Raw genomic sequence first — 18803 nt, forward strand, 5'->3', positions numbered from 1 at the left:
GATTTCGTTCAGCAAGAGAGATCACCCCTTTCTTCCTGTTAACTTAGCTTGTTTTGTCAGGATGATAGGGTGGTCTCTCGACTCTTTTCAACCCGGAAAGCGCCTACTGAAACGATACAGCACCTGTCATAACGGGCTGCGGCCGGGGGAGAAGCCGCACGAGACCCTCACCTTCCCGGAGGAGGAGCTGGCGCGCACCCCCCACCCCAAGATAGACAAGGCCATACACGAGCTGGAGCTGCCCGGGGACTTCCAGGCCCGGGTGGAGGAGCTCATCCTGGCCGCGCGCAGGGAGGACGAGGACCGCGTGCGGGTTCTTCTCTCGGAGCTGGTGCCCTCCTACAGGCCAAGCGTGCCCCGCGGAAGGTTCTTTATTGAGCGGGACGAGGTGGAGGAGGACGGGGAGGCCGGCCAGGTCTTGAAATTTGATACCCCCGGGCGCATGGCTTGAACCGCTGCGCGCACTGTGTTGCCCAGGGATGGGCGCATAGTAAACCAGTGATCTGGAAGCCGGGATCCCAGATGCGCGCGCATTACGTCTGCGCTCGCGGCCTTATTCCGCATCCACCTTTATTCCACGCTCTGCGGATTAGCGGCATAAAAGAGCGTACGCTGCGAGAAGTCCTTCCGCCTGCAGTCCGGGCACAGATCGCGGAGCGAGGCGTCGAGGTCGGGAACCCGGGCGTAGGCGTAGGCGGCAAGGGCGTCCGGGCCGAAACTCCTCCCGCAGCGTGCGCACTTCCGGAATGGTACCGCGGTGCCGCTCCAGGAATGCATGACGCGGGCCTCTTTGCCTTCCTCCCAGCGGACGGCGCCCGTGGGGCACACCTCCGCGCAAGCCCCGCAGCCGGTGCACACGGAGGAGGCCTCCAGATACGGTGTGTTCACGCGGGTCGCGTAACCCCTCCCTATGAAGTCGATGGCGCCCACCCCCAGCGCCTCCGAGCAGACCCTCACGCACAGGCCGCAGAGCACGCACCTGTTTCCCAGGGGGTCGGAGGGGTCCGGCTCCCGGACCAGACGGCCGGCCTTGACCCCGTACGTCTCCGCCAGACTCCTGACCACCTCCGCCTCCGGGGCCCTGGCCAGGTGCAGCTCCAGGACTATGCGGCGCAGGGACGCGACCTCCTCGCACTCGGTGAGCACCTCCAGGCCCTCGGAGGCGCGCAGGGTGCAGGAGGTGGTCACCCCGGCCGGGGCCGGCCCGCCCAAGACCTCAACGAGGCACAGGCGGCAGGCGGCGTAGGGCTCAAGGGCCTCGTGGTAGCAGAGGGAGGGGATGAAGAAGCCGTTCCTCCTGGCGGCCTGGAGCACCGGCTCGCCCTCTCTTGCCTGGCATTTTTTGCCATTTATGGAAATGCAGACCTCGCCTTTCACCGGGTTACCTCCTTGAGGTCGCAGCGCAGGCAGCGGCGCGCTTCCCGCACCGCCGCTTCCCTGTCCATGGCCATGGACACCTCCAGGAAGCCGCCGGTCCTCTCCTCCGGCGGCAGGGTGGGGGCTTCCTCTCGGCCCCGAGCGGCGACCTCCTCCAGTTCGCGGGAGGTCATCTCGTAAGGCGGTACCCTGGAGGAGGGAAAGGCTGCCATGCGCTTCCTCCGCATGGGCTTCCCGCTCAGGTAGAGGTCCACCGATTCCGCCGCCGCCCTTCCCGAGGCGGCGGCTTCCACCACCGTGGAGGGCCCGTGGAACACGTCGCCGGCGGCGAAGACGCCCGGCATCCCCGTCTGAAGTGTCTCCGGGTCGGCCGCGAGCCGGCTTCCTTTTATTTCCAGACCCGCGGCGCCCGCCAGGAAGGTCCCGTCCTCCCTCTGGCCCACGGCGGCGATGACGGTGTCCGCGGGGATGACGAAATCCGAGCCCTCGAGGGGCACGGGGAGGCGGCGCCCCATCTCGTCCCGGGGCCCAGGCGCCGCGCGCCTGCACAGCAGGCCGGCCACCCTGCCGTTCTCCGAGATCACCCGCACCGGGAGGGTGAGGAACTCCATCTCCACCCCCTCGCGGTAGGCCTCCTCCACCTCCGAGGGGATGGCGGGCATGTCGCGGCGTTCGCGCCGGTACACGATGCGCACGCGAGCTTCCGGGGCCAACCGGCGGGCGCAGCGGGCGGCGTCCACAGCGGTGTTGCCGCCGCCGACCACCAGGATCTCCCGTCCGAGGGCCACGGAGGCTCCGGAGTTCACCTCCCTCAAGAAGGTCAGACCGTCCAGCACGCCGGGGGCGTCGGCCCCGGGGATCCCCAGGCCCTCCCCGCGGGGCAGGCCCACGGCCAGCACCACGGCGCCGTACCCCCGGGAAAGGAGCTCCGGAAGGGTCACGTCGCTGCCCACGGTGACGCCGGTGCGGAACTCCACCCCCATCGCGCTTAGGGCCGCTATCTCCTCCTCCAGGACGTCCCTGGGAAGCCGGTAGGCGGGGATGCCCCACCTGAGCATGCCTCCGGGGGAGGGGGAGGACTCGAGGACGGTGACCCCGTATCCCATCCGGGCCAGGAAGAAGGCGGCGCTGAGCCCGGCCGGGCCGGAGCCCACCACGGCCACCTCCCCCTTCTCTCCTTTGCGCCCTTTGCGCCCGCCGGCTCCGGCGCTCGCGGGCCGCCGGGGGCGGAGGTCGGCTACCACCCGCTTCAGGGCGCAGATGGAGACCGGCTGGGAGGTCTCGCCCAGGCGGCACCTCCTCTCGCAGGGGTGATGGCAAACCCTGGAAAGCACCCTCGGGAAGGGGTTGTCCAGCGCGATGACCTCGGCGGCGGCGGCGAGGTCTCCCGCGGCGATGTGGGCCACGTAACCGGGCACGTCCTGTCCCAGGGGGCAGGCGCTCCAGCAGGGGGCATAGGTCAGGGCCTCGCATACCCCCGCGGGACACCTGCGGCGCTCCACGTGTTCCAGGTACTCCTCCCGGAAGTGGCGCAGGGTGGTGAGCACCGGGTTGGGCGCCGTGCGGCCCAATCCGCAGAGGGACGTCTTGCGGGTTCCCTCCGCCAGCTCCTCCAGCAGGCCCAGGTCCTCCGAACTCCCCTCCCCGGAGGAAATCTTTTCCAGCAGACGCTGCATGAAGAACAGCCCGTCGCGGCAGGGAGCGCACTTCCCGCAGGACTCGTCGCCGGTGAACTCCAGGAAGAACCTGGCGGTGTCCACCATGCAGGTGTTCTCGTCCATGACCACCATGCCGCCGGAGCCCATGATGGCCCCGTGCTCCTGGAGGCTCTCGTAGTCCAGCGGGGTGTCCAGGAGGCGCGCGGGCAGGCAGCCCCCGGATGGGCCGCCCACCTGCACCGCCTTCAGCCTCCGCCCCCCGGGTGGGCCCTCGCCTATGTCCTCGACGACCTCGCCGACGGGAGTGCCCATGGGCACCTCCACGAGGCCCACGTTGCTCGCCTTGCCCACCAGCGAGAAGACCTTGGTGCCCGCGTTGCCATCCTTTCCGAGGCGCGAGAACCACTCCCCGCCCTTCGCTATGATGACCGGCACGTTGCACCAGGTCTCCACGTTGTTGATGACCGTGGGAGCGCCGAGGAGCCCGCTCTCGGTGGGGTAGGGCGGGCGCGGCGCGGGACGGCCCGTCTTCCCCTCCAGGGAGGCGATGAGGGCGGTCTCCTCACCGCAGACGAAGGAACCGGCGCCGCGGGCCACGGTGACGCGGAAGGCGAATCCCGTGCCCAGGACGTCGTCGCCCAGAAGGCCGAGGCGCTCCGCCTGCTCCAGGGCGAGGCGCAGCCTCTCCACCGCCAGGGGGTATTCCGCCCGGACGTAGATTATCCCCTCGTTGGCCCCCAGGGCGTACGCGCCGATGAGCATCCCCTCCAGGAGGGAGTGGGGGTCGCTCTCTATGACGTTGCGGTTCATGTAGGCCCCGGGGTCGCCCTCGTCGGCGTTGCAGATGACGTACCTGGTGTCCGCGTCGGCGGCAAGAGCTGCCTTCCACTTTCTGGCAGTTGGGAAACCGGCCCCGCCCCTGCCGCGCAGCCCCGACCGTTCGACCTCGGCTATCACCTCCTCCGGGGTCATCTCCCCGAGGGCGCGGAGGGCGGCCCGGTACCCCCCCACGGCGATGTACTCCTCGATGTCCTCCGGGTTGATGAGCCCGCAGTTCCTCATGACCACCTTTTCCTGCCGGCGGAAGAAGGGCACCTCGTCGTAGGCGGGCACGCCGTCTGCTCCCTTTCCGTAGGAGAGGCGCTTTGTCAGGTGGTCCCAGTCCTCCACGCGGCAGAGGGCCTTCTCCGCCGGCAGGCGCCCGCGCTCAAGCGCCGCCGCGATCTCTTCCGCGTCCTCCTCGCGCACGCCGCGCAGGAGGAGCAGCGGCCCACCCGGGAGGCACACTCCCACTAAGGGCTCCACACGGCAGTAACCGATGCAGCCCACCTTGACCAGGAGGGCGTCGAGGCCTTTTTCGCTCAGGGCATTCGCCAGGGAGGCGTGGACCTCACCGCCTCCGGCCGCCAGGCCGCAGGTGGCCGTGCCCACGGTGACGCGGGGCCTTTCGGGCAGCAGCTTGCGGAGTCCGCGCTCGCCTGTCCTCTCCAGGTCCTCGAGTCCCCTTATCTTCGCCATCTTCATCTTCTCCATCCATATCTTTCCAGCAAGGCCGGGATCCTCTCGGGCGTCATCAGCCCGTAAGCCCTGCCGTCCACCCTGACGACGGGGGCCATGCTGCAGGCCCCGAAGCAGCGGGCCGCCTTCACGGAGAAGGAGAGGTCGTCGGTGGTCAGGGTGAACTTGCCGTCCGGGGTGGTCTCGCCGGGCTCCAGCCCCAGCAGATCCCGCAGGGCGGCCAGCAGGCGGTCAGCGCCCCTCACGTGGCAGGCCGTACCCCGGCACACGGTTATGACGTGCCTCCCCACCGGCTGCAGCTCGAAGAGGGAGTAGAAGGTGGCCAGGCTGTAGAGGCGGGAGAGGGGCACGCCGAGCCTCTCCGCCAGGAGCTCGAGGGTCTCCCGGCGCAGGTAGCCCTCCTCCTCCTGGACGGCCTCAAGGATTCCTAAAAGCCTCCCGTAGGGCCGGTCGTAACCGGAGATCACGGTTTCCAGCCTGTTTTCGCCTGTCATGCGCATCACCCCGGATCAGTGAAAGGCCTGCGAGCGATCGCCCGTTTCGTTTCGTGCCCGTGCCGCCTTTGGACGCGGCTCGGCGGCCGCTCAGATGTTCAGCCCCTTCCGCTTCTCCCGGATGAGGGACTCGATGAGGTCGGCGGCCTTGAGGGGATCCGGCTCCACGGCGAAGGAGGCCTGCACCAGATCCTTCAGCTTGGAGGCCAGGAGCTCCACCACGTTGGCGCTGCCGAATATCTTGGGCGGGATGCCCAGGACCACGTTCACCCCCGAGGCCACGAAGTAGGCGCCGATGGAGATGGCCTTCTGGGAGTACCACTCCGGCGCCGCCCCCACCACGGGGAGGTCCCCGATGCCCACCCCGATCTCTTTAGCCACGGCGGCCAGCAGGTTGAGGATGCGCGAGCAGTCCACGCAGGAGCCCATGTGGAGCACCGGCGGCACGCCCAGCGCCTTGCACACGGAGGCCAGGCCCTCGCCGGCCATGTCCGCCGCCTCCGGCCGGAGGAGCCCCGCCTTTCCGCAGGCGTAGGCGGCGCACCCCGTCTCCACCACCAGGATGTTCCTCTTGATGAGCTCGCTCACCAGGGTCACGTGGCCGTGGTCCATCTTTATCTTCGGGTTGTTGCAGCCCACGACCCCCGCCGCGCCCAGTATCTGCCCGGACACGATGGCGTCGATGAGGGGTTTGTAGCTCCCTCCCAGGGCTCCGCGGATGGACTCCTCGGAGAAGCCGACCGTGAAGCTCGCCGGCTCCCCGGGTATCTTCACCCGGTCCGGGTTGCGCAGGGGGAAGTTCTCCACCGCCGTCCTCACTATCTCCTTGGCGGTGTCCAGCGCGCTCTCGGGCGCGAAGCGGAGATAGACGGCTCCCGGCACCACCGCCTTTTCGCTGGTGCAGATGACCTTGGTATGGTAGCAGGAGGCCGTCTCCGCGAGGGAGGGGAAGACGCACTGGTAGTCGACCACCATGGCCTCCACCGCGCCGGTGGCGATGGCCAGCTCCTGGTCCAGGAGGCTGCCGCCGACCGGGACGCCGTGCCTCATGAGGAGCTCGTTGCCCGTGCAGCACATGCCGACCACGTTTATGCCTTTGGCTCCCTTCTGCGAGGCCAGCTCGAGGAGCTCGGGGTCCTGGGCGGCCAGCACGATCATCTCCGAGAGGATGGGGTTGTGGCCGTGGGTGATGACGTTGACCTTGTCCGCCTCCAGGACGCCCAGGTTGACCGTGGAGGTCTTGGGGGAGGGCGTGCCGAAGAGGATGTCCGAGGCGAAGGTGGCCATCATGGAGCCGCCCCATCCGTCGGCCAGCGAGGCGCGCAGCGCGTGCACCAGTACGTTGGTGTAGTCCGCTCCCACCCCCATCTGGATGCGGTGGTCGGCCCCCACTATCTCCCGGTCCACGCCCCGGGGCATGATTCCCAGTTCCTTCCATATAGCTGTCGTCTTCTCCGGGGCCCGCTCGGTGAACTGTATGCGGTTCTTCACCGTCCCGAACTCCTCGAGCATGGCCAGGGCCAGCTCCCTGGCTATCTCCTCGTCGGGCTTTCCCGCCGTGTCCAGGCCGTACTCCGCGGCGATGGACCTCAGTTTCTCGACGTCCGTCAGGCGGTAACCCTGCGCCCTCCCCTCCGCGGTCTCCAGGAGCACCTCGATGACCTCGCGGGCGTGGTCGGAGTGCGCGGCGGCCCCCACCGCCAGGTCGTCGAGGAGGTTACGGGACACGATGAGGTCGGCGTCGGCGCCGCACACGCCGCGGCGGGGCCCCTCGCCGAAGGGGTCGATGCGGCAGGGCCCCATGGCGCAGCGGTTGCAGCACAGGCCCAGCTGCCCGTAACCGCACTGCGGCTGCTGCTTTTCCAGCCTGTCCCAGGCGGTCTCCACTCCCTCCCGGAGCGCCTTCTCGACTATCTCCTGATCCGTGGGATGGGTGGCCCTCTTTTGGGCCTCCTCCTTCGCGGAGAACACGTCGTGTTGCATTTCTCGATCCTCCTCCTCGAGCTACAGACGCGCCTTCAGGCGCGATTTCCTCTCGGCCGTCGGCCCCTAAGGACCGGATTTTCCTCGGTATAACCTCCGATCACATCATGTCTCCGTGCGGCAAACGGGCCCATACCCGCCAGGGTTCCAAATCGCCGGTGTTTCCCAGATCACCCCTGCCGCTGTTCCTGCCGCTATTCGGCGGATGGGCCCAACCCCGCCAGCTCCGCCATGAGGTCCCGGAAGGCGCGGAGGTTGGCGGGCATGCCGGGCGCCTCCACCTCCGGCTCCCGACTGGTGAGCATCCTCAGGGTGAAGCTCTTCCGGTCCGAACGGATGAGCTCGTTCACCTCCCCGAAGACCAGGGCGCCGGTCTTGCAGGCCTCGGCGCAGGCCGGGACCTCGCCCCTTGCCCGCCTGTCCAGGCACCCGTCGCACTTGGCGTTGACCACCCGTTCCGGCCCCGTCTGGAGCACCGGCTTGAACTGGATGACCCCGAAGGGACAGGCCATGGCGCAGGCGGTGCACCTTATGCACCTGGCGTATTCCTGCGCCACCAGGCCTGTACGCTCGTCTCGGACTAGGGCGTTGGTGGGGCACACCTGCAGGCAGGGAGCGGGGTCGCAGTGCCGGCAGCGGTTGGGGAAAGTCAGGTAGCTCATGCCCACCTCCACCCTTATCCTGGGGACCGAGACGGGCGTCTCCCCCAGCGCCGCCGCCAGCTCCCGGGCGGCGGAGTGCTCCACGGCGCAGGCTACCTCGCAGTGCTTGCACCCTATGCACCTCTCCGGCCTTACCATCACCTCTTCCAAAGCACGACCTCCTTCGTCTCTTGAGACCCCATCCGGCGATGCTCGCGGTCGACGTCTAATCCTGTTCTCGCTGTTCCCTCTTAAGGAAAATACTTCCTTTGCCTCACGCTTCCAGGACAAGTCATCTTTTGTATCCCGACGTCTCTCACGGCGATATTGCATGCCATTCGCTTCTCCGGCCTTTCCGTCACCTCATTCGGAATACGACCTTACCGGACTTCGGAAAGCCTTGTTAAAAGCCTGTGCCCTTTTGCCTTTCTGTCCCGTCATCACCTCCTCAAATGTGCGATCTTATCGGCCCCCGGGGTCTTTGAGCGGATGCCATGTGGGAAGTAGTGGATGTTCGGTCGCCTCCACCCCACTTTTCAAGTATGCAAGTATGGAAAGGCTCGACAGCTCACGCATTCCTATGGTTCCTTTTTACCCAAACCGTAATGCACCACACGTATGCGAGTATATAGCCCAGAACTTGTTTTCCAACATGCCCTTACGCGCGTATGGACAAAAGGCCAAACGCGTTTAAGTAGAGCATCGAGGACGGTTGAGAAATGATGTTTGCCCTCCAAGCCCTCGACACGGATAAATTATTAGGGCATGGCTTGCATTGTTGTCAATAGGGTAGGCCGTATTGAGATCAGGGGTCTTTATTCCTGAGGAGGCTCCAAAAAAGCGTTATTTCCACGCGGGATGCCCGAACATGCCGCGCTTTAGAGTGACACGCGGCTCTTGATCTTCACCCGCATGCCCCTCACATCGGCAGGCCTTTACCCCCGCCGCCCCCGCCACCGCTCCTTTGGGCCTGAACCCGTCCCGACCAGAGCAGCCCGTATTTGAAGAAATAGCCGGGGTTGTTTATCTGCGCGGTCTCGGGAAGCGGTTGGAGGGGCGACCAAGCGCTGACGGGGTTGCCGCTTCTGTCGACCCATGCCCACGACCAGTCTGCAGCGCCGTTCTTGCGATAGGCGTATCTTTTTCCGTCGGGGGTGACCAGGTTGGGGCTGAAGTATATCCCCAGGGGGTAGATGTCCACGGTGTAGTACTGTCCGGGGGTCAGCCCCTGCAGGGTGATGCTCTGGGGAGATTGCAGCGTGTAGGAAGTAGTACCTGTGGGCGTGTATACGGCGGGCCAGTCCCCGAAGAAATTCCCGTTGACGTAAACGCGGTAGCCCCAGATGAGGTCGCAGACGATGTCCGGGACCCACTCCCTCCGCAGTTCCTCCTCCCAGGGGCTCGTCGTCGGGTAGGCGGGGAAGGTCACGACGGCCTCCCCGTTCCCGCCCGTCGCCTGGGCGCACTGCGGTGCCCCCTGCTGTGCCGTGGTATCCGCCTCCGCTGGCCCCTCGTTGCCGGCGACCTCGCGGCTCTCCGGCCCGGCCTCGTCTCCGGCTTTCCCGCAGCCCGCGAGCGCGGGGAGGAGAAGGAAGAAAATGGTTAGACAGGCTATCGCAGTAATTGTTATGACAGCTCTCCTCGCAGCCATGCTTTGGATTTTAGCATAGAAGCGGGCATAAGAGCGGGCTTTGCGAGGCCGCGTCCTCGGGATATGTACCCTCACGAGCGCAAGCGTTGCGTTGGATGGGGCCGCCCCCCAGCCTTTGGGCCCCGGCACCGGCGTTCCGGGAGTCGACCGGACAGCGCCGGCGGTAGGGCGGGCGAGGGCGCGGCCCCTGGCGCGTTTGCCTTCGCGCTTGAACCGTCTATGGGGAGGCCCGCCGTCTATTGGAAGGCCCGCCGTCTATGGGGAGGCCGCCGTATCAGTCCAAGCTGACTCGCTGACCCACGCGCTTTCGCTGGTCTGCCTCACTCCCGCAAGGCCCGCACGTACTCCACCCAGGTGTTCGCGTCCTGCCGGAAGTCGTTGAACATCACCGTGACGGCGTGCCCGGAGGAGGCCCAGGCGGGGACGTTCACCACCTGCGTCCTTCCCCCTCCGCCGCGCGGGAAGAGCACCAGGGATATGGTGCGGTCCGGCGGGTCGGCGGCGGGGACGAAGAGGTCCACGCCGGTGAGGAAGGGGAGGGAGTGCAGGAAGGGAATGGGCGCGGAGCGGTCGCTCGCCCCGTCGGCGTGCCAGTCGTAGACGAACATGCCTATGGTCCTTTTGGTGAGGGCGCATCCCGCGGGGGTGACCACGTTCACGCCGTCCACCAGGAGCACGTCGTTGTTCGTCCCCTGGTCGCCCCACAGCTCCTTGTTCCGGGTGATGACCAGGTTGGCGTGGCGGTCGCTCGTGTCCAGCAGGTCGCCGACGCCACCTGGAGGGGAGGTGTTCAGCCGCACCAGGTAGTCGCTCCTTATCAGGGGCTCGGTGTAGAAGTGGTGGGCACGGAAGCCCTCCCGCAGGATGACGAACTCGTAGGAGCTCCCGCCCTTGGCCTTGAAGGGGCCCCAGGCACCGTCGGCGCCCACCACGCAGGAGGCGTCCGGCTTCTTCCTCATCCTCCTGCCCGTGGCCGGGTCCACCTCCCACATCTGCACGGTGGCCCCCTCCACCCCCGCGTTCAGGGGGAAGAACACGGCGCGGCCGGCCACCCTCACCTGGCCCCGCGGCTGGGGGATGATCTCGGTGGTGGCCGGTTCCTCCCCGGTGAAGAACCGGTACATCTCGGCGAAGGACTCCGCCGAGGTGGCCACCTGCACGTGGGTCTGGCCGGGGATGGTCACGTTTATGGCCCCCACGATCTCGCGGCCGGGAGTCCCCATCCCGGCCCATATGGCCAGGGTCCTCACCCCACCTGGAGGAGCAGCCGCCGTCCTCCCGTCGATGTTCACGTAGTTGGCCACCTTGGCCGCGCGCTCGGGGTAGGCCAGGTAGCCGTGCATGACCGTCGTGCCCAGGGAGTGCCCCAGCACGTTGACCTTGGGGGCCCCAGTCTCGGCCATGACCCTCGCGATGTGCTCGTCCAGCCTGTTGTAGACGTCGGCCATGGTGTTGATGGTGAAACTGGAGTCGTACTCGAATGCCGTTATGAGCTCCGGCGGGTAGCCGTTGCTCGCGAAGCGCATGGCCTGCGACTCGAACTGGGCCGCGGATCCCGAGCCCCCGTGGACGAAGATGATGGGGTAGAGCCTGTCGGTGGGCATACATCTGCCTGCGGCGGTCGGCATGGATAAGGCCAACATGAGAGCCGCCGCCAGCAGGACCGCGGCCAAGCACTTTGTCGGGAGCAGAAGCTTTCTACCAGCGCTTTTCATGTTCATGGTCTCACCTCCGATTGTATGCGTCTTTCTTGAAGCTGCGTCTCCCCGGATCACCGGGGCTGGAGGCAGGTTTTGGCAGGTACGTCTCGTGCTTTATAGGTTTGATGGTAAGCATGGAGTTTGCGGCGAACCTTGTATGTTTCGTAGGGTTTGTACAGTGTGTTGTGTGGCCTGTAGGCATTATTGGCATATGCACTTCTTATGACCGGTGATCCGGCTTCGGCTTTGGGGATTTCCCTCTCCTGAAAGGCATCACCTCCTTTGCCCCTCTCGTGCATGCGGATGCCTCCACCCACGGTCTTGCCCTCAAAGCCCGTTCTCGTGACAGCAACGATGCTTTGTGGTTTTGAATGTTTATGCCCGTAAACGTAAATGCCCTGTTGATCCGTGCCCGTTATCGCGCCCGAGGTTGTCGGTAATAGATTCGCAGCCCCATTCCTATTTTCCCCTTTCTTCCACGCTCGAAACCATAAGGGTTCAGATCTTGGATTTTGATACCCCTAAGGATATGCGATAGGTATGATCATTACTCCTGCGCAGCGTCTCCTGTGCCGGAGCATTTCCAACGTGCTCGGTTTCTTCAGGTGGGTTATCCTGAAGATAAGGTGGGTTGCCATTGATAAATCGGATATCGGAGGGAGAGAAAGGAGGCTGCGCCATGAAGGAGTACAGGATAAAGCCCTTGCTCACCGGGTGGTTCCACATGAACTGGGGGCTGATCATGAGCCCGCTCGCCGCCGGTTACGTCGCAGACCTCCCCGTCTTCATGTTCCTCATCGAGGGGGAGGACGGGGAGAAGATCATCGTGGACGGGAGCTACGTGCACGACCACGTCCCCAAGTGGATATTCGGGCCCAAGCCGCGCACCCCCGACCTGGAGGTCCCCGAGGTGCTCAGGCGGAACGGCGTGGACCCCAAGGAGATAGAGACGGTCATCATCACCCACCTGCACCACGACCACACCGGCTACCTCCACCTCTTCGAGAACGCCTCCTTCTACGTGCAGGAGGTGGAGATGGTGGAATCCTACTTCCCCATGGGATACCAGGCGGTGGGCTGCTGCCAGGAAGACTGGATAGACCTGGTACCCCGCTTCAAGCTGGTGAACGGGGACTTCAAGCTGCGGGAGGGCATCGAGCTCATCTTCGCCCCCGGGCACACCGCCGGACACCAGGCGGTGGGAGTGAACACCTCACGGGGCAGGGCCGTGATCTTCGGGGACGCCGCCTACATGTACGCCGGCCTGGCCAAGCGCTTCCCGGCCAAGTTCGCCGAGGCGGTGGCCCTGGGGGGCGTGGCCGGCCAGAAGGTGGACCTCGAGGACCCCGAGGTGCAGGAGACCATCGCCAAGGTGTGGGGGTCCCGCTACGGGGGCTACTTCGGGCCCTCGGTGCTCAACCCCGGGGAGATAATGCGCTCCCTGGCCAAGCTGGACATGATGGCCGACGTGGTCATCCCCGGGCACGACCCCGAGCTGGTGCGCATGAAGGTCCTCCCCGACGACTACGACCTGGAGTGAGGGGCTTGCGCGCGGGACCCTTCCCAGTCGCCTGGCTGGCAGCGATATCGCGCGAGAAAACTTCTTCTTTGCACTTGATATAATGGTGGAACAGCGGGTGGGCCGGAACGAAGCAGGGACGCGGGGTGAGATGATGCGCCCTGAAGTGAGTTGGTGGCTGGAAGCGGCTGATAGAGACCGCGATATGGCGGATAGCCTCTCGAGGGAAGGCCTTTATGAAGGAGCTGCCTTTCACCTCCAGCAGTCGGCGGAAAAAGCTTTGAAGGCCCTCCTCCTCCGCCTGGGGCTGGAGTCACGCACCCATTCCTGCGTGCACATGGAGAAGATGCTGAGCACCAGGGGCATCGATACCTCGGAGATTTCGAGAGAGTGCAAGAAACTGGACGGCCACTATATCATGTCCCGCTACCCGAACGGGGTAGGAGGTCCCCCCAAGGACTTCTACGGCGCGGAGATTGTGGAGGAGCTTCGCGAATGCCAAAAGAGGATAGAGGAGTTCGTGCGCAGCCGGATATAGACCACGCGCTTCTGGAATCCTTCCTCGGCTCCCTCCGGGAGAGGCTGAGCCTTTCCTCCTTGGTTGTCTTCGGCTCCCGGGCCACAGGGGAGAACCTGGAGGAGAGCGACTACGATATACTCGTCCTCTCTCCCGATTTCGAGAAATACAACCGCTTCGAGCGCATAGAGCTCTTGCTCGATGCGTGGCCTGGACTATTGCCGCTCGAGCCGTTGGCCATGACCCCCGAGGAGTTCGCCGCTGCGGAAGGGGCGCTTGTCTGGGACGTCCTCGAGGAGGGCGTGGTTGTCCTGGACGACGGGACCTTCGAGGGGAAGCGCCGCAGGCACCTCCAGCGGGTGAAGTCCGGGGAGCTGCGCAAGGAGGGCGATTTCTGGGTTTTCACGTGATTTGGCGGCATCCAGGCGTTAGATGTCCGCTAAAGGATTTGCGGCTTCGCCGCTGAACGGGCCAAACGTCTTAGACCCTGCTTGCGCGATAGAGTGGGATTGCCGATCTTGACGGCGCTTCTCGCTGGAGATCAACTCCCTTCGCGACCCTTGCCCTCATGCCCGGCCGAAAAGTTGCGTGTTGGCGTTATGGTAGAATATACATGGATCAGGCGCATGTTTTAGCAGGGCGACAGGGAAATCGAGATGGATAGGGCGGATGACTATTTCCTCCAGCAACTGACGGCCTATTTCGCCGCGCGGGGGAGGACCCTCTCCGACAGGACCGTCCGGGTCTTGCGGAATCCCCCCGATTCGTTCGATGAGGACGATTGGGACGCCTACTGGAATCTGGTGAAACCGGCCAGGGAATTCGTGAAATGCGCCCTGAGAGAGATGCTGGAGGCGGATGAGGGCAGAAGGGCTGAATGGCTCGCCCGGTTGCCTACCACACCAAGATCGGTGCTGGAAGGCTTTGTGGCGGAGGTGCTTAGAGGCGCGGGAAGCGAGAAGGCCGTCATGCCTGATGTGGAGGGGACAACGCCTGACATGGGTCAGGAAAATTGTAGGACCGGTGAGGGCGAGATTGCTCTGAAGGGTGAGCGTGACCTGATGGTGGAGCGCAGCCCGAATGGCGCTATCGAGGTGGGATCGGGGAAAGGGGCCTCAAAGGTTGATGAGAGCCGGAAAGGCTGGGCTATAGCGAGGGCGGCGCTTCGAGTCCTGGAATGGTCGACCATCATCGTCCTTGCCATCTTCATCCTCCTGGCCGCCTTCCTCATGGTGGCCCCGCGCTTCGGGATGAGCGCCCACCCAGTCCTCTCCGGTTCCATGGAACCGGCTCTCAAAGTGGGGGGGATGATAATCTGCCGCGATGTCCACGTGAGCGATGTCAAGGTGGGGGACATAATCGGCTTCAACGCCCCCGACGGCAGAAAAGTGACCCACCGCGTAATCGATATTGTTGAGGAAGACGGCAAGCGCTGGTTCCAGACCAAGGGCGACGCCAACGAGGACCCCGACCCGGACCTGGTCTCCATCTCCTCGGAAAAGGTGGACAAGGTAGTGTTTCATATACCTTATCTAGGGTTCTTTTCCAGTTTTATGCAGAGCAAACTGGCATTTCTTGTATTCATCTGCGCGCCGGCTCTGATTCTTATGGTGCTTTTTGGGAAAGACCTGGTTAAAGCTGTAGGGGAGCTCAAGAGGGAAAAAGCGGGATTGAAGGATTGACGGATGTTCTACACTGGGGAAAACCAAAGACGTTTTGACATATACCCGTATTCCGTACATCCCTGTTCTTTCAGTTATTAAGTGAGTTTCTGATTACTCGATCAATGTGGATAAGGTTTACAAATGATGAAAAGAAGCTATAATTTATATAGATAAATCATACGAATTGGGACGATGGGGAAGCTGTGAACCGCATCGCGTTGATATGGTCACCTGCGATGCGGGGAGCGAGTGGTGAAACCGGCCCGATCAAAAAGATCGGGTTTTATTTCGTAAGGGGCGTATATCCGGAAGGCGAAAAAATGCTTGTTTCCTGTGAAGACTAAGTAGAAGCACGAATTTGAAGGCGGCTGGCGATCGGTGGTAAGCGGGATTGCATTGCTCTGACGGTTCTTTTCAGGTGTGGTCAGGGCTTAGTATGTGAGAGTTGGCGGGGAAAAGTTGTTGACGGGAAACGGGTTTATGTATATATAATCTTTTGGGTAAAAGGGGTAAAAAGGGCGAATTTTTCAGTAGACCAATAATAAATGATAAGCTGTGTCCGAATAATGTTGTCCTGTTTCAGGAATCGTTTCCCACGGGAGGTGGATGAAAAAGAGTAGGTGTGCATGGCAATAGAATGGGGGCAGCCGCCACTGCCCCCTGAGGTACACGCCGAGCCTCTGCCAGGCCTTTGTGCACCTTGTTTTCATTATAAACAGTGAGGGTCCTAAGGGGTAGAGGCCATTTCATAGGCACCTTTAAAAACATAAATACCTATTCTTTAAGCCCATTTGTTGGAGGGGTGATTGGATAGTTGAGTTTGAGGACATGGCACTCACACATACCAGAGGCAGAGTGTGTCCCCGATGGCGCCAATCCGCGAAGAAAGGAGGTGATGCGGATTCTGAAGCCACTAGATATAGCCGGGTGCCGGAGGGGCAACTTGGTGAGAAACCCCAGCGATTTACTCATGGGGGACGAACGGAAAAGTGGATATGAAACGAAGGAGGTAGAAAAGAGATGAAAAAGGTGCTCTTGGCTACGATGGCATTGGCTCTAGTGGCGACACTTGTTGGCCTTGGGGTGCATGCGCAGTTCAGCGACACCGAACTCACCTTAAACAAATTCAGAGCTGGGACTTTGGACCTCACGGTAAACGACAAGAACGGCGAGACGGTAGTTTTCGAATACAACAATCTTAAGCCCGGCAATCAACCGCACCCCATTTACACATTGAAGAACATAGGAAGTATCCCCGGATACCTAGATCTCGAGAATATCGTTGTGACAAGCAACGAGAACAACCTCACCGAACCTGAAATCGAGGCGGGTGATACTTCCGCGGACACCGGCGAGCTGGACGATGTCCTTAACCTGAGGATGTTCCTCGATTACGACCATAACGGTTGGATAAGCCCTGGAGACAAGATAATATTCAACGGGAAAGTCAAGGACCTCGCTTCCAGCTACGATCTCGACGAATTGCTTGAGGCCGGCGGAGGAACTGACTTTATCGTTGAGATCTACGACTGGTGGAACACCTCCATGGACAACCAGGCTCAGGATGATTCCCTGGAGATAAGCATCACCTTCGAGCTGCTCCAGAACGCCGACTAACATAGTCAGTTATTTGTGTAGCCTGAGCATGAAGGTATTTCCCGGGCCCGGAGACCCCGGGCCCGGGAAACCACCTAAAATCTTGAAAAGTATTTTTACGGAAAGGCGGTCAAAGGTGTGGAGGCTGCAATAAGTCAAAGGCTAGATATAACACGCGATTCAACGAGCTTGGTTGTTTAGGGAGCGCAAAAGGTTGAGAAAGGTCTTTTTTTCAGTGATTGGGATTATCTCGTCGGTCATGGCACTGGCCGTTGGGAGCCATCTTTTTCTGAGAGAATCACAAGCCTGCTCCTTTAGATATCGCCCCCTTTTTGACTTGGAACTCAGAGATCAGGATGAGAGCTGGTCGGACGGGGTTAGCGATACCTGGACGATTATGGAAATGGAGCCAGGGAAGGAATACCAATTTTCAAAGAGCTTCATTCAGATGAGAAATCTCGGGATCGTACGCTCGGACCATCTTGAAATAGGGGTCAATTATTCCCTGACTGGTTACCCGGGAGAGAATGCGCCCGTAACGGCGGAAGAGATGGCCGGGATGATTATATTGACTGCTCTGGGATATGGGAGCGATAGCTGGAGGATAGATCTTCTGACGGGGGAAATTACAGGTATGCCACCACGACCCTACGGCTACAGGCCGGGGGACTGGCGAGTGGAGGATACCGATGGGGACGGGAAGATAACCTTTCGGGACCTGAAGGATGACCCGCTGGACGACCTCCCGCCGCCCCAGTTCTGGATGGACGAGAGAAAGTGCCCGACCATGAGGATGAGCGTGAGATTTGCCGACGAGGCGGACAACCGGTTCATGGGTGTGGCGCTTAACGTTTCCTTTGTCTACACCTTGAACCAGTGCAGTAGGCAGTAATCATCGGCGAGGCGTTCGTACGACCGGAGAGTCATCGACTCGCGGAGGATTTGAAAGCGCGTGAGGAAGGCATGCGGAGATTCAAGGCCCACTTGATTCTATTACTCCTGGTGGCCGTGACTTTGTCGGCCAGATACATGGTGCCGGTCAATGCCCAGTTCAGCGACACGGAGGCGGTAAGGTGCGAGATGTCGGCCGGTACCTGGCAGGCCGGACCTGCGGTAAAGATCTGTGGGTTATGCCCGGACTGGGGTCTTGCAGGGGCCTGCCGCTGGCCGGTCTTCATATACGGCAAGGGCTTCAGGGGAAGCGTGGTCGCCCGGCTGATCAGGGGGGAGCATGAGATTCGGGCGGTGAAAGCATGGGTCTTGAGCTCCGGCATGGTCTATGCTGTTTTCGACCTCCGGGAAGCGAGCGCCGGAGCCTATGATGTGAGGCTCGATTTCCATGACGGAAGGGCTGCTGTTCTTTACGGCGGGTTCACCGTCGTGCGCTGGGAGGGCTGCGTCACGATGAATGGCGACATGAGCGGTGCCGGGAGCCCGGCCGGTAGAGCGCTCCCGGGTTGTTCCGGGGAAGGTTCCGCGGGATGGGAGAAGGGCGTGGATGCCGCAAGCCCCTTCTTCCTGAGGATAGCGCCTAAAGGGACGCTGAAGGTCGGCATCTCGAAGGCCTATGCGGTGGCGCCCGGCCTGCTCCTTGAGGGGGAGATAATGAGGGACGGGAGGGGAGGCGTCTCGGTGCGTTTCGACCTGCGTGACGTCCCCCGCGTGGCCTGTGACGTGGTCCTCCTGACCCCCGAGGACTGGCCGCTTCTCCTGGAGGGTTTCATAACCCCGGCGGACGTGGCCTTCGTGGCGCCGCTCCCGGCCCCGGTGCCGCAGGCACAACCCGCCCCGCCTTCGGATGACAAGCCGCCGGAGGCGACCGTTCCGCCTGCAGAGCCGGGCAAGGAGCCCGAGGAGGTCCGGCCCGAGGCCCCACCCGGGGAAAGCGAGGGCACGCAAGAGGGGAAACAGCCCGCACCGGGCTCTCGCGAGGAGGTAAGCTCCAACATGGAGGCACGACCCCCGGCACCGGAACCCGCAGCGGGGTCGAGCCGATAGAAAAGGCCTGCGATCTCCTCTCGGAACCAGCCTGCCATCGCTTTTGGAAAAATTAGTTAACGCTCGGCTTTTTCGTGGCGCCGTCCTTCGCTTGCCTCGCTCCCTGTAGACCGTAAAGGCCTTATGGCAAGGCGCACACCTCTTTACTCCTCGGGCCAGGCACGGAGCAAAAATTCGCCGGCCTGAGAGGCTTGGCAGGAGCAGACCTTATGGCTCTCATCATGGCATTTTACTTGCGCTTCTAAGGCCGTCGGGGAGAAGCGGAAAGACCGCGCATCCCCCTGCAACTGGCGGCAGAGGCCCTGAGCGGTTTTCCTCTTGTCCGATATCTCTGCGGAGCGTGATGTTCGCGGTTGTGAGGCTCCGCCTGGCTGCTCCGTCACATGACGGGATGACATGCTTCACTGAGGCATTTCAGATTAGAATCATGCTTAATATCCATTCCACGGCCTCTGAGGCCGCCATCCCTATGTCCGGCTGATGTCCT

General features: G+C 62.8%; 15 protein-coding genes and 1 riboswitch. Of the genes, 8 read left to right on the plus strand and 7 right to left on the minus strand.

The genetic code is table 11. The features are described 5' to 3' along the window. Positions 1-61: 61 nt before the first annotated feature. Positions 62-451: a hypothetical protein gene (locus H7007_RS00875; protein WP_287152598.1), complete on the plus strand. Its 390-nt coding sequence runs from the start codon at positions 62-64 to the stop codon at positions 449-451. A gap of 119 nt (positions 452-570) precedes the next feature. Here the strand turns inward: H7007_RS00875 and H7007_RS00880 are convergent, their stop codons facing one another. The 7 genes from H7007_RS00880 to H7007_RS00910 form a co-directional block, all read right to left on the minus strand. Beyond that, positions 571-1377 (minus strand): 2Fe-2S iron-sulfur cluster-binding protein, encoded by an 807-nt coding sequence (locus H7007_RS00880; protein ID WP_287152599.1) that lies wholly within the window; start codon positions 1375-1377, stop codon positions 571-573. Further along, positions 1374-4553, minus strand: coding sequence for an FAD-dependent oxidoreductase (locus tag H7007_RS00885; RefSeq protein ID WP_287152600.1), 3180 nt, complete (start codon positions 4551-4553; stop codon positions 1374-1376). Before H7007_RS00885 ends, H7007_RS00880 begins: the two co-directional genes overlap by 4 nt. 2 nt (positions 4554-4555) lie before the next feature. Next, positions 4556-5047, minus strand: coding sequence for an NADH-quinone oxidoreductase subunit NuoE family protein (locus tag H7007_RS00890; RefSeq protein ID WP_287152601.1), 492 nt, complete (start codon positions 5045-5047; stop codon positions 4556-4558). 90 nt (positions 5048-5137) lie between these two features. After that, entirely contained in the window at positions 5138-7030 is a 1893-nt protein-coding gene (cooS, locus tag H7007_RS00895; protein WP_287152602.1) for an anaerobic carbon-monoxide dehydrogenase catalytic subunit, read from the minus strand. A gap of 194 nt (positions 7031-7224) precedes the next feature. After that, positions 7225-7833, minus strand: a complete 609-nt coding sequence (locus H7007_RS00900; protein WP_287152644.1) for a 4Fe-4S dicluster domain-containing protein — start codon at positions 7831-7833, stop codon at positions 7225-7227. 757 nt (positions 7834-8590) lie between these two features. Beyond that, complete coding sequence (locus tag H7007_RS00905) at positions 8591-9322, minus strand: hypothetical protein (protein WP_287152603.1); 732 nt, start codon at positions 9320-9322, stop codon at positions 8591-8593. A gap of 320 nt (positions 9323-9642) precedes the next feature. Continuing rightward, positions 9643-11043, minus strand: coding sequence for an alpha/beta fold hydrolase (locus H7007_RS00910; RefSeq protein WP_287152604.1), 1401 nt, complete (start codon positions 11041-11043; stop codon positions 9643-9645). A 658-nt stretch (positions 11044-11701) separates the two neighbouring features. Between H7007_RS00910 and H7007_RS00915 the strand changes: the two genes are divergently transcribed. The 7 genes from H7007_RS00915 (at position 11702) to H7007_RS00945 (ending at position 18316) form a co-directional block, all read left to right on the plus strand. Beyond that, the gene (locus tag H7007_RS00915) at positions 11702-12562 is read left to right on the plus strand and encodes an N-acyl homoserine lactonase family protein (RefSeq protein ID WP_287152605.1); all 861 of its coding nucleotides are present in this window, start codon (positions 11702-11704) and stop codon (positions 12560-12562) included. Positions 12563-12746: 184 nt separating this feature from the next. Next, positions 12747-13079: a HEPN domain-containing protein gene (locus tag H7007_RS00920; protein ID WP_287152645.1), complete on the plus strand. Its 333-nt coding sequence runs from the start codon at positions 12747-12749 to the stop codon at positions 13077-13079. Then, entirely contained in the window at positions 13037-13468 is a 432-nt protein-coding gene (locus H7007_RS00925) for a nucleotidyltransferase domain-containing protein (RefSeq protein ID WP_287152606.1), read from the plus strand. Before H7007_RS00920 ends, H7007_RS00925 begins: the two co-directional genes overlap by 43 nt. A gap of 246 nt (positions 13469-13714) precedes the next feature. Then, a complete protein-coding gene (locus H7007_RS00930; protein WP_287152607.1) occupies positions 13715-14740 on the plus strand; it encodes a signal peptidase I in 1026 nt (341 codons plus the stop codon). A gap of 169 nt (positions 14741-14909) precedes the next feature. Further along, positions 14910-14995, plus strand: a riboswitch (cyclic di-GMP riboswitch). 747 nt (positions 14996-15742) lie between these two features. Next, positions 15743-16339: a TasA family protein gene (locus H7007_RS00935; RefSeq protein ID WP_287152608.1), complete on the plus strand. Its 597-nt coding sequence runs from the start codon at positions 15743-15745 to the stop codon at positions 16337-16339. Positions 16340-16532: 193 nt separating this feature from the next. Next, positions 16533-17210, plus strand: a complete 678-nt coding sequence (locus tag H7007_RS00940) for a hypothetical protein (protein ID WP_287152609.1) — start codon at positions 16533-16535, stop codon at positions 17208-17210. Between the two features lie 71 nt (positions 17211-17281). Continuing rightward, positions 17282-18316 carry a hypothetical protein gene (locus H7007_RS00945; RefSeq protein ID WP_287152610.1) on the plus strand — a complete coding sequence of 345 codons (1035 nt, stop codon included), beginning with the start codon at positions 17282-17284 and terminating at the stop codon, positions 18314-18316. Positions 18317-18803 lie beyond the last annotated feature (487 nt).

The sequence above is a fragment of the Candidatus Solincola tengchongensis genome (genome assembly GCF_015711935.1).
GTDB lineage: Bacteria > Actinomycetota > Geothermincolia > Geothermincolales > RBG-13-55-18 > Solincola_A > Solincola_A tengchongensis.